Source organism: Pontibacter locisalis, from assembly GCF_042684605.1.
In the GTDB taxonomy this organism is placed as follows: Bacteria; Bacteroidota; Bacteroidia; order Cytophagales; family Hymenobacteraceae; genus Pontibacter; species Pontibacter locisalis.
Genome location: NZ_JBHULU010000039.1, coordinates 75,076 through 87,010 on the forward strand (window position 1 = coordinate 75,076; position 11,935 = coordinate 87,010).

The window sequence follows — 11,935 nt, forward strand, 5'->3', positions numbered from 1 at the left end:
TATAATCTATTCTACTTCGCGTGTATCATCCAACAGCCAGTCAAGGGTTTGACGGACTTTAGCGTAAATTCAATTACATACATTTTATGTAATTATGGGGTGGAAGCTACTAATTTTAAGCTTGTTACACACTAAGGCAACAAAAACAGCAGGTAGCTTATTGTTTGTAACGAAAGCTACCTGCTGTTGGATAATTTTTACAAAAATTAAAAGTAAAGAGGGTAAATAAGAGAGGGAACGGAAGTGTTATGCAGCTAAATAAAAATCAAATAGGTACAATATTTTATAAAACCTGTTACTTAGTTTTCTGAAAAGCTGTAGTCATAGAAATTATAAACCTCTACCTCTTTTTCTTTCTTGTCACCATACTGCCTCAAAGACATTCTTTTAGGTGTTTCGTCCGGTGACTCGTAGCCCCACTTTAAGCGGTTGGCATATTTTAATTCTTCGGGTAATAGTAACTTCTTTTGCTTCATTTCCTTCACAGTTAAACGTTACGCATACTTCCCTCGAACTCAGGGTGCTTAAACTTTTTAAGCTTACCTACATGTACGCAACGCCCCTGCAGCCGGATTATACCTATCAGCAGTATAAGTAGGACAAAATAAACTAATTCGCCTGTACTCCTCTGGCAGGCTGCACTTCCAGTTCCTGTTTCCACTCCAGATACCCTTTTACAGACAGTATTAAAAAGATGAAAAACAGACCACTCGTTAGGTAAAGCTCCTTATAAAGATAAACACCAACATACAATACATCCACCACCAACCACACCAGCCAGTTCTCCAGTTGCTTTTTAGCCATCATCCAATAGCCAATCAAGCTGATTGCTGTTGTAGCAGAGTCGGTATAAGATAGATCAGCATCCGTATAATTCTCCAGGAAATAGCCCAGGCTCAGGGTAAAGACAAGGCCCAGGAGAAGCAAAACTGTCAGCTCTTTTGAACTCACCCGGCTAACCTTCCGCTCCGTATGTCCCTTGCCGCCATAGAGCCATACATACCAGCCATAAAAGCTGGTTACCACATAAAAAGCATTTAAACCCATGTCTGCATAAAGGCGGGCATCGTAAAAGACGACCACATACATAGCTACACTTACTAAACTGACAGGCCATGTCCAGATGTTCTGCCTTGCTGCCAGCCACACGCCCGCTATCCCGGTGAGTACTCCGATTAATTCAATCAGGCTCATCGCGTGCCACGCCTCAATTACATTGTTAACAATGTTAGAAACTTCCATCAGATAAACTAAAAAAGTGTAAACGCTATCGAAATTGCAAATCGTTGCTAAGTTTGTAAATGAAAACATAAAGGTCAAACATACGCTATAATTAAGGCAATTTGGCAAAGCAGAAGTATGGACGAGATAACAGCAGTAGAGCTTAAGGAGCGCCTGGCACATAATAATAAAATACAACTGGTGGACGTGCGTGAGCCATCGGAGTTCCAAATATGCAATTTAGGAGGAGAACTGATTCCGTTGGGAGAGCTTCCAAAGCAGGCCAACCGCATACGCCGCGACATACCTGTAGTAGTTATTTGCCACCATGGTTTCAGAAGCGCACAGGCCATCAATTACCTGACGCAACGCCTCGGGTTCGAGAACTTATTAAACCTGAAAGGTGGTATCCATGCCTGGGCAACGCAGGTAGATCCGGACATGGCCACGTATTAGTTTTTATTATTTTCTACTGGTTCAACTGCCCTCTTATCCGGGATAGCAACTCTCCGTTACAACATTAAAATATATTTTTCTCAAACCTCTTGCATTATAATCTCAATTAATTTTCGTAGTTTTACGCGGCAAATAACAACCCCTAATTTATTTGCCATGCTCTCTGAACAGTCAAGCATTTTATTTGAGGCGCTCACATACGATGATGTGCTTCTTCTCCCGGCTTACTCCGAGGTACTCCCCCATCAAACCGACACTTCTTCACAGCTTACGCGCAATATTCGCATAAACATTCCGCTTGTATCGGCCGCCATGGACACCGTTACAGAAGCAGATCTTGCTATTGCGATGGCTCAGGAAGGCGGTCTTGGCATTATTCACAAGAACATGTCGATCAAGAAGCAGGCACAGCAGGTGCGAAAGGTAAAGCGTTCGGAAAGTGGCATGATCCTCGACCCTATTACGCTGAACCAGGATGCTACATTAGGCGATGCCGTTCAGATCATGACAGATAACAAGATTGGCGGGATTCCAATTGTAGATGATGCGGGCAAACTAACTGGCATTATCACAAACCGGGACCTTCGTTTCCAGAAGGACCTTACCCGAAAAGTTTCTGAAGTGATGACCAGCGATAACCTGATCACTGCAAAAAAAGGTACTGACTTAGCAAAAGCAGAAGATATTCTGCAGGAGTATAAGATAGAGAAGCTACCTGTGATAGATGAAGAAGGTAAGTTGGCCGGTCTAATCACTTATAAAGATATTCTAAAGAAAAAGGACAGACCCTATGCTTGCAAAGATGAGTTTGGCCGCCTAAGGGTAGGCGCTGCAGTAGGAGTTACTCCGGATGTGCTAGACCGTGTAAAAGCATTGGTAGATGCTGGCGTTGACGTAATAAGCGTAGATACAGCTCATGGTCATTCCAAAGGTGTGCTGGAAGCAGTTCGCAGAATAAAAGATGCTTTTCCGGCATTGGATCTGATTGCAGGCAATATTGCTACTGCTGAAGGAGCTAAGGCACTTGCCGAAGCTGGAGCCGATGCTGTTAAGGTGGGTGTTGGCCCGGGCAGCATTTGTACGACACGCGTTATCGCAGGTATAGGTGTGCCGCAACTCTCTGCTGTTATGGAAGCCGCAAGGGGCCTGATAGGTACTGGTGTACCTGTAATTGCTGATGGTGGTATCAAGTTCTCGGGCGATATCGTGAAGGCATTAGCGGGCGGAGCAAGCACAGTAATGGTTGGCTCCATTCTGGCAGGTACCGAAGAAGCTCCGGGTGAGATGATTATTTACGAAGGACGTAAGTTTAAAACGTACCGTGGCATGGGTTCTGTGGAGGCAATGGAAGATGGTTCCAAGGATCGTTACTTCCAGGGCAATGAAAAAGACTCAAAAAAACTGGTGCCGGAAGGTATCGTGGGCCGCGTACCATACAAAGGCTTTGTAAATGAGGTTATATACCAGCTTGTAGGTGGCATCAGAGCAGGCATGGGTTACTGTGGAACACCAAAGATTGAAAACCTGCAGGGTGCTAAGATGGTGAAAATCACAGGAGCAGGACTACGTGAAAGTCATCCGCATGATGTGCAGATCATGAGGGAAGCCCCTAACTATAGCCGCTAAGCATTCTGATTGAAGAGCATTCAGGGCACCACTGCTACTTACCATAGATAGCAGTGGTGCCTTTATTTTACCTATGACAGTATTTAAATATTAACCTAGCGCTATTTTTTTACGTTATGCATGTTGTTTTGCAAACATCTTTTAACGTCTTGATTGAAGAGCAAAAAAAATTCTTACCTTTCATCTGTAAAACTTTCAGAACATCCAAACTATTCTACAGCAAAAACTAAACTCGGTTTTCCGTTTTATGCTTTACAAAACAAACGCAAAATCTTTGTTTATCACCACGGCTTTAATCAGCTGGGCTTTGCTGTTGCTGAATGTTTTGCTCACGGCAGAGGCTATGGAGGAGCCAGAGTCTTCCAGGCTGGTCCTGCCTTATATCAACAACATCCTGATCATTGTTTTCATTGTGTCTGTTTTCCTGTTCCAGCGCATTAGTGCTGAAAATTTAAAAGGAATAGACTTTATCAGCTACCTCTGGAACCTCTTTTCAAAAGCCGGCGTCGCCGCTTATGTGAGCGTTGCCCTGTTTCTGGGCTACAGGCTTGCCACAAGCTATTCCAATATAGATTCGCCGCTTTTACTGCACTTTGTTTACCAGATAAACTTTGGCTTACTGGTTGTCTTTCTGGCAAAAGCATTTTATATCTGGCGGCAGTTATTGCTCTACCATAAGAATAAGTTTCTGCAGATTGCCTGGGATTGGTTTGAGTTACTTGTATTTGGAACTTTGCTGCTCACACTGCTCAACTTTAACTACACCAGCTATATATTTCTGCCGCTTCTGGCGTTGTTAACTTTTTACATTCTGTTTCTGTGCACAAACCTTAAATGGGTAGCTTATCTCTCATTTAACAACAAGAGCAGGTCTTTAGTATTGTTAGGTGCTATACTACTGAGCTGCTATATCTTTACCCGCTTTTTCTACCAGATGGCAGATAGTCCGGAGCTGGTAATAGATTATACAAACGTAGGCTTCCTGTTGTTGGCCATGCTCTTTGTGGGGCTATATACCTGTGCTGCTTTCCTGGTTTCGTTGTTTAGCCTACCTACCTCCAGCGTGTTTGAGCAGAAAAGCGAAGACCTGCTTAACTTCCAGCGACTAAGCCAGTCTATCCAGCAAGGGCAAAGCGAAGTGCAGGTATATGATATGCTATTCGGGAGCACTATCAAGGCATCGGATGCCAGTGCAGCATGGTTTGAGTTAATAAGAAATAGCGAGCCCCAGGTTACACACTTGCTCAGCATCAATGCGGAGCAGATTACCCGGATTAGGCACCTGTTGCTGGCTTACAACATCCAGAACATAGACTACATTAACAACAACCTGGATCGGAATCCTGGATTTCGTGATCTTACCTTACCCTGGAAGTCACTGATCATACTCCCGATCAAATCCAAGAAGCATATTTTCGGAGTCCTTTACCTTTTAAAGGATATAGAGCAAGGCTTTGACCGTGAAACGGTGAACGTACTCCGCACCTTTACGAGCCAGACAATTCTTACTATTGAAAACTTACGACTTGTAAGTGAGTCGCTCCATAACGAACGATATAAAGAGGAGCTTAAAATTGCGACGCAGGTACAGGAAAGTTTGATACCTAAAACCTTTCCTACCGATAGCTGGTTTGAAGTAGCAACACATGCTGTAGCAGCGCGGGAGGTAGGAGGAGACTTCTATGACTTCCTGCAGCTAAGTGAGTCCCGGATTGCTATTATTATTGGTGATGTATCGGGAAAGGGAATTTCTGCGGCTTTCCATATGGCGCAAATGAAAGGCATTTTTCATGGCCTGATGCAGCAGGATATGCCACCGAGTGAGTTTATGAAACAAGCAAACAGCGCGTTGAGCCGGTGCATTGAGAAAACCTCTTTCATTACTTCTTCGCTATACATCATTGATTACAGAATGCAAGGTTTTGTTTTTGCCCGCGCCGGACACTGCCATACCTTGTATTACAACTCCATGATGGATGATGTGTTCTATTTTCAGACAGAAGGATTAGGACTTGGCATTATTCGTGATAAGAGCTACAATAACCATGTGCGCGAGATGTATTATGATTATAATCCGGGAGATGTTATGGTTATTTACACCGATGGTATTGTAGAAGCACGGAGCCCTGCAAACGATGAGTATGGTGAGGAGCGGTTGAAATATATGCTGACACAAACGTACCACCTGGAAGCAGAAGATATTAAATGCGCTATTATAAACGATGTGGAAGACTTTACCGGTCCGGAAAACTTGTATGATGACCAAACGTTGCTTGTTATAAAATTTAAACCTCTTCAAACAAACGACTAAAAGAGTCGTACATATGCCGATGAAAATAACACATGAAATAAAAGAAAACACCATTATCATAACCCTGAATGGTGAACTGGACGCTAGTTCTTCTGTTGTACTTGATGAGGAGCTATCTGATCCTGAGATCATGAAATACAGCAAGATCCTTGTTGACTGCGAAAACCTGAACTACATTTCTTCTGCTGGTTTGGGAGTGTTCATATCGCACCTGCAGCGATTTGAAGATGCACAGATTAAACTTATCTTCTATAACATGCAGGACAAAGTGCGTAACGTTTTCGAAATATTAGGCCTGGATCTGCTTATGACCATCGTGTCAGACTACGACGAAGCCATGACCATTGCAGATGAATAATTCCATCCGGGTAAATTGTACTAAAAAAAACCTTAAACTAATACGAGACTTCGTCACGGAGTATCTGCATGCCCTTACGCTATCAGATATTCTCATGAACCAGATCGTTTTAGCCGTGGATGAGATATGCGCAAACCTTATCATCCACGCAAACCAGGAAAACCCAGACAAGTTTATCTGCCTAAGCATTCAGCAGAAAAAGGAGATGCTGACTTTTGAAATAGCGGATCAGGGTGTTCCTTTCAGTCGGTCAGAGTACAAGGAGCCTAACATTGAGGAGCACATCCGGATAGGGAAAAAAGGCGGTGTGGGAATCGCTTTGGTAAACCGTATCATGGATAAAGTGGAATTCTCCTCCAACGGCAGCAAGAATGTTTGTACCCTCTACAAAAAAATAAAATAAGCTGCTGAAACACACTTTTATCAAGCTTTACCCGTTATCCGGAACAAAACCTAATGCAATAGTATTATAGGAATACTTTTTGACAAATCTGTCAGAATTTTTAATTAAAATTGCATGATCTGATCCCGATCAGCTAAACAAAGTTTTGTTTATAATCTACTTATGCGCAGCAACCACTTACTTGTTGCAGCCGCCCTTTTTGTGGCCGGATGCACTGCAACCAAGAAGAACGATTCCAAAGAACCAGCAATAGCGACACTTGGCTCCGAGCCTATCTCTACTTCGGAGTTTCGTTATGTTTATGAGAAAAACAACGCTGGAAACGAAGATGCCTACACCCGTGAGAGTGTAACTGATTACCTTAAACTTTACACGAACTTTAAGCTTAAGGTAAAAGAGGCTGAGAGCCGTGGCCTGGATACCACAATGGCTTTCAAACGCGAACTGGAAGGTTATAAGGAGCAGCTTGCACAGCCGTACCTTACCGAGAAAAGTGTAACCGAACAGTTGGTTAAGCAAGCTTACGAGCGTTTGCAGCAGGAAGTAAATGCCTCTCATATTCTTATCACGCTACAACCTGATGCAGCACCGGAAGACACACTGGCTGCTTATAACAAAGTGCTGGAACTACGAAAACGCGTGCAGAACGGGGAAGACTTCGGGAAACTGGCACAGGAGTTATCTCAGGATCCTTCGGCAGCAGAGAATAAAGGTAAACTAGGCTACTTCACGGCTATGCAAATGGTTTATCCGTTTGAAGATGCTGCTTATAATACACCAGCAGGAGAAATGTCACAGCCGGTTCGCACACGCTTTGGTTACCACCTGATCAAGGTGCACGACAAGCGCCAGGCACGTGGAGAGGTGAAAGTGGCTCACATCATGGTACGCGCTACACCAGGAATGCCAAAGGCAGACTCACTGGCAGCCAAACAACGTATAGATGCTATCTACAAGCGTCTGCAGCGGAATGAAGCCTGGGGTAAACTGGCGGCTGAGTTCTCAGAAGATGCTAACTCAGCGAACAGTGGTGGAGAATTGCCTTGGTTTGGCACAGGACGAATGATCCCCAATTTTGAGGATGCTGCCTTTGCCCTGCAAAAAGAAGGTGACATTGCTAAGCCAGTGCTTACGCCGTATGGCTGGCACATTATAAAGCTAATGGATAAGCGAGGGCTGCCACCATTCGAGGACATGGAGCAGAACCTGCGTAATAAAATAGCTAAAGACTCTCGCTCAGAGCTAAATAAAACTGCCTTCCTGAAGCGGATCAAAGCAGAAAACAACTTTACAGAAAATGCTTCGGCTAAAACGGTTGCATTAAGCAAAGCTGATCAGGAACTGATGCAGGGCAAATGGAGCTACGACGCTAATGACAAAGCACTAAACCAAACACTCTTCACAATTCAAGGAAAACCTTACACTGTACAGGACTTCTATGCTTTTGCAAAGGAACAGCAACGCCCACGTACTACTGGCACACCAGAGTATGCAATGAGCCAGCTTTATGATGCTTTTGCTGATAAAAGCCTGGTTGAATTTGAGAAGGCGAACCTGCCGAATAAGTACCAGGACTACCGTATGCTGGTGCAGGAATACCACGATGGCATTCTGCTTTTCCAGCTAATGGATGAAAGAGTGTGGTCGAAAGCAGTGGAAGATTCTGTCGGCCTTAAAGCTTTCTATGAGCAGAACAAAGAAAAGTATAAGTGGGGCCCACGCGTACAGGCAACAGTTATCAGCGCCGCCAACAAAGAACTACTTAATAAAGCAAAGGCACAGCTTGACAAGCGCCAGTATCCTGTAAAATCTGCAAACCTGACAGATGTGCTTTTTGATCCGAACAAAGCAGACCTGAGCAGAGAAGCGACTATCAAACTGAACGAATTCGCTGAAATACTGAAGAACAACCCTGCTCTTACTCTAGAAGTGAATGGCCATGCCGATGCCCGCGAAGCTGCATCAAAAGAGAATGTAGCCGCCTCCCGCGCCCAGCAGATCTTGAAGTATCTGCAGGAAGAGGGCGTGCCGGCCTCGCAGCTCAGCACCAACGTTTTAGGAAAAACAAAACAAGCTGGCCCGGATAATACAGAAACAGGGCGCCGCCGTAACCGCCGTGTTTCCTTTAACCTTTATACTTCCGAAGTAAGTGCACTGGCAGATAACCTGAACACCAATAGCCCCTTAGATGTACAAATAACTGAGAAGAAATTCCAGAAAGGAGAGCTTAAGGTACTTGACTCAGTTAAATGGGAAAAAGGCACTTATACAGTTCAACAAAATGGACGCGAATACCTGATCATTATTAATGAAGTGCTGGAGCCAACCTATAAAGCTCTAAATGAGACACGCGGTCTAGCTATAGCTGATTATCAGAATTACCTGGAACAGCAGTGGGTAGAGCAGCTGCGCGAAAAGTATCCTGTTAGCGTGAATGCAGAGGAATTAGAAAAGATAATTAAGAAGTAAACGGAGCTTTTACTGGCCCTTTTATTGCTGTAAATAAAAGCAGAACCTTAAACTCAGAATAAAGCCGTATCTTGCACGTTAATTTAGCAGCGTGTTTAAAATAAGTAAAATCACATTGAGAAAGACAAATAACTTTGCCAGGCTAGCCTTTGTTGCAGTTTGCTTCATCGTTACCTCAGTTACAGCCTTTGCCCAGACGCCTGTTCAGCGCAAAGTAGATGGTATTATTGCCAAAATAGACAATCACGTAATCCTTAAGTCTGACCTGGAGTTTAATTACCTGCAGTACCTGGCTCAGTCAAAGCAACAGCCAAACGAAGAGCTGAAGTGTGAAATTTTACGTTCGCTGGTGCAGGACAAGCTATTGCTTGCCCGCGCAGAGATAGACTCAGTGGTGGTTGAGGACGCGATGGTTACAGACCAGCTGAATCGCCGTATAGATTATCTTACTGCTCAGGTAGGTGGCGTGGAGCGCCTGGAGCAATACTACAACAAGAGCATCAGGCAGCTGAAAGATGAACTTCGCAAGACTGTTCAGGAGCAGATGATCATGGAGAGAATGCAGCAGCAGATTGCCGGCAAAGTATCCGTGACCCCAAAAGAAATTAAAAGGTATTTTAGCCGAATCCCACAGGACAGCCTCCCATACTTTTCAAGTGAAGTAGAACTTGGGCAGATTGTAAAATATGCTCAGGTAAGCAAACAACAAAAGCAAACCGCACGTGAGCAACTGGAAGCTATCCGTAAGCGTATACTTGCCGGCGAGGATTTTGCGACGCTAGCGAAGCAATATTCACAGGACCCGGGATCTGCACAGGCTGGTGGAGAACTTGGTTTCTTCAAAAAGAAGGAGCTTGTACCAGAGTATGAGGCAGCCGCTTTACGCCTGGAGCCAGGCCAGACATCAAATGTTGTGGAGTCGCAGTTTGGTTTTCACCTGATTCAGTTGATTGAGCGTAAGGGACAGGAGTTTAACACGCGCCACATCCTGATAAAGCCTGCAACGGCAACTGTGGATGTGGAAGAGGCTACAGCAGAATTAGATAGTATTCGTACGCTGGTGGTTAATGATAGCCTTACATTTGCCAAAGCAGCTAAAGAATTTTCTGACGATAAGAACACAAAAGATACAGGAGGTATGCTTACCAGTCGTGCTACCGGTAGCATGTATATCCCAATGGACCAGGTTGACCCTGCCATTTTCTTCGTGATTGATACCATGCAGGTAGGTGAAATATCAAAACCGGTACCTTTCCGTACTGAGGATGGTCAGGAAGCTGCACGCATTATTTACCTTAAGTCCAAGTCTAAGCCGCATTTGGCTAACCTTCAGGACGATTATCAGAAGATAGCCACCGCAGCATTGAACGAGAAGAAAGGCAAGGCTATTGAAACCTGGTTCCGCAAGAACTTTGACACAGTATACATTGAGATTGATCCGGAGTACCAAGATTGTAAGGTACTCCAGCTAACGCAATAAGAAACTATGACGCAGTACTCCTCTGACAAAGAAGCAGCCGACGGACTACACCATGCCTACCGGACATTAACTTCAGAAATTTCGAAAGTAATTGTAGGCCAGGAAGAAGTAGTAAAATTAGTACTAACAGCTGTTTTTTGTCAGGGGCACTGCCTCCTGGTTGGTGTTCCGGGGCTAGCGAAAACGCTCCTAATCCAAACTATTGCAGACTCGCTGGACATGTCATTCAGCAGAGTTCAGTTTACCCCCGACCTGATGCCTTCTGACATTGTGGGTGCTGAAACGCTTGACAAAGACCGGAACTTTAAGTTTGTCACAGGCCCTGTTTTCGCAAACATTGTACTGGCCGACGAAATAAACCGAACTCCCCCAAAAACACAGGCAGCACTCTTAGAAGCAATGCAGGAGCATGCTGTTACGGTTGCCGGCCGAAAATACGACCTCCCAAAGCCATTCTTTGTACTGGCTACCCAAAATCCAATCGAGCAGGAAGGCACTTATCCCCTACCCGAAGCACAGCTGGACCGCTTCATGTTTAACATTACACTGAACTACCCTAGCTATGAATCGGAGCTGCAGATTGTAAAAAATACAACCGGTGCTGTGACCACACACCTGAGCAAAATTCTGCACGCTGAAGATATTCTTGCTTTTCAGCAATTGGTGCGCCGTGTACCGGTAGTTGACAATGTTGTGGAGTATGCAGTGCAATTGGTGCACAAAACCCGCCCTAACATGCCAATGGCCTCACAACAGGCCAACCAATACCTTGAATGGGGTGCAGGCCCAAGAGCCTCCCAGCATCTTATTATAGGTGCTAAGTGTAATGCCATCTTAAATGGGAAGTACAGCCCAGATATTGAAGATGTACGAGCAGTGGCTCTTCCGATACTTCGCCACCGCATAGTGCGAAATTTTAAAGCCGAAGCTGAAGGCATTACTGTTGAAAGAATAATTCAGGAGTTGCTGTAATTATCAGCATCTTCCCTCACAGCAGTATTTAGCTAATTTACTTTCCGTTACCGCAGTAGTTCATCCTTTCACTCAGAACGGGCACCCATTGGATGTCAACCAAATTGGTGTAATTTTGCACCCGATCAATTTTATTAATTTTAGCTTAGAAACTTATGGAAGCGGCTGCTTTATACTTTCGCTTTAAAGATAATTTGGCAACAATAGCCGGCGCACTTAACAGCAAACTGGAAGTACGCACTATGCCCTACAACACTTCTATCCCACTGGAGATAGACTTACTTGCTGATCTGCTTCGCCTGCACGGCCTGGAGTTCTCATCAAGCACACCTGGTTTTGCCCGCCTATTTGATTTTCAGCAGTGGTATGCACAAAACGAAGAGCAGGTAAATGATGTAATGCACCATGTGCTTGAAGATAAAAAGGCTTATATGAGAACAGCTACAGGCACGGTTCTGCAAAAGGAGATGCTCTACCGCCGCCTGGAGTACTTCAAAGAAACAGCTCATACGTTAGACGTCATGATGGCACAGCAGCAGTTGCATAGTCCAAAGCACTTTAACTATCCATACCTGAACGCATAGGTAATAATATCTAAAGAAGCCGCCACTCCAGATCTGGAGTGGCGGCTTCTTTTTT

Annotated in this window: 11 protein-coding genes; 9 read left to right on the top strand and 2 right to left on the bottom strand. The window is 44.5% G+C overall.

The window, feature by feature from the left end; translation table 11 throughout:
• Positions 1-299: 299 nt before the first annotated feature.
• Entirely contained in the window at positions 300-476 is a 177-nt protein-coding gene (locus ACFSRY_RS20290; RefSeq protein ID WP_377512620.1) for a hypothetical protein, read from the bottom strand.
• Positions 477-609: 133 nt separating this feature from the next.
• The gene (gene pnuC / locus ACFSRY_RS20295; RefSeq protein ID WP_377512623.1) at positions 610-1,242 is read right to left on the bottom strand and encodes a nicotinamide riboside transporter PnuC; all 633 of its coding nucleotides are present in this window, start codon (positions 1,240-1,242) and stop codon (positions 610-612) included.
• Between the two features lie 117 nt (positions 1,243-1,359).
• Between pnuC and ACFSRY_RS20300 the strand changes: the two genes are divergently transcribed.
• The 9 genes from ACFSRY_RS20300 to ACFSRY_RS20340 all read left to right on the top strand — a co-directional run bounded on the left by ACFSRY_RS20300 (position 1,360) and on the right by ACFSRY_RS20340 (position 11,880).
• The gene (locus ACFSRY_RS20300; protein WP_377512626.1) at positions 1,360-1,677 is read left to right on the top strand and encodes a rhodanese-like domain-containing protein; all 318 of its coding nucleotides are present in this window, start codon (positions 1,360-1,362) and stop codon (positions 1,675-1,677) included.
• A 156-nt stretch (positions 1,678-1,833) separates the two neighbouring features.
• A complete protein-coding gene (gene guaB / locus ACFSRY_RS20305) occupies positions 1,834-3,303 on the top strand; it encodes an IMP dehydrogenase (protein WP_377512629.1) in 1,470 nt (489 codons plus the stop codon).
• Between the two features lie 247 nt (positions 3,304-3,550).
• Positions 3,551-5,614, top strand: a complete 2,064-nt coding sequence (locus ACFSRY_RS20310; protein ID WP_377512631.1) for a GAF domain-containing SpoIIE family protein phosphatase — start codon at positions 3,551-3,553, stop codon at positions 5,612-5,614.
• A gap of 19 nt (positions 5,615-5,633) precedes the next feature.
• On the top strand, positions 5,634-5,972 hold the full coding sequence (locus ACFSRY_RS20315; RefSeq protein WP_377512635.1) for an STAS domain-containing protein: 339 nt from the start codon (positions 5,634-5,636) through the stop codon (positions 5,970-5,972).
• Complete coding sequence (locus ACFSRY_RS20320; protein ID WP_377512638.1) at positions 5,965-6,375, top strand: ATP-binding protein; 411 nt, start codon at positions 5,965-5,967, stop codon at positions 6,373-6,375. Before ACFSRY_RS20315 ends, ACFSRY_RS20320 begins: the two co-directional genes overlap by 8 nt.
• Before the next feature lie 162 nt (positions 6,376-6,537).
• The gene (locus ACFSRY_RS20325) at positions 6,538-8,844 is read left to right on the top strand and encodes a peptidylprolyl isomerase (protein WP_377512641.1); all 2,307 of its coding nucleotides are present in this window, start codon (positions 6,538-6,540) and stop codon (positions 8,842-8,844) included.
• 115 nt (positions 8,845-8,959) lie between these two features.
• Complete coding sequence (locus ACFSRY_RS20330; RefSeq protein WP_377512644.1) at positions 8,960-10,324, top strand: peptidylprolyl isomerase; 1,365 nt, start codon at positions 8,960-8,962, stop codon at positions 10,322-10,324.
• A 6-nt stretch (positions 10,325-10,330) separates the two neighbouring features.
• Positions 10,331-11,296, top strand: coding sequence for an AAA family ATPase (locus tag ACFSRY_RS20335; RefSeq protein ID WP_377512647.1), 966 nt, complete (start codon positions 10,331-10,333; stop codon positions 11,294-11,296).
• Positions 11,297-11,451: 155 nt separating this feature from the next.
• Entirely contained in the window at positions 11,452-11,880 is a 429-nt protein-coding gene (locus ACFSRY_RS20340) for a hypothetical protein (RefSeq protein WP_377512650.1), read from the top strand.
• The last annotated feature ends 55 nt before the right edge of the window (positions 11,881-11,935 follow it).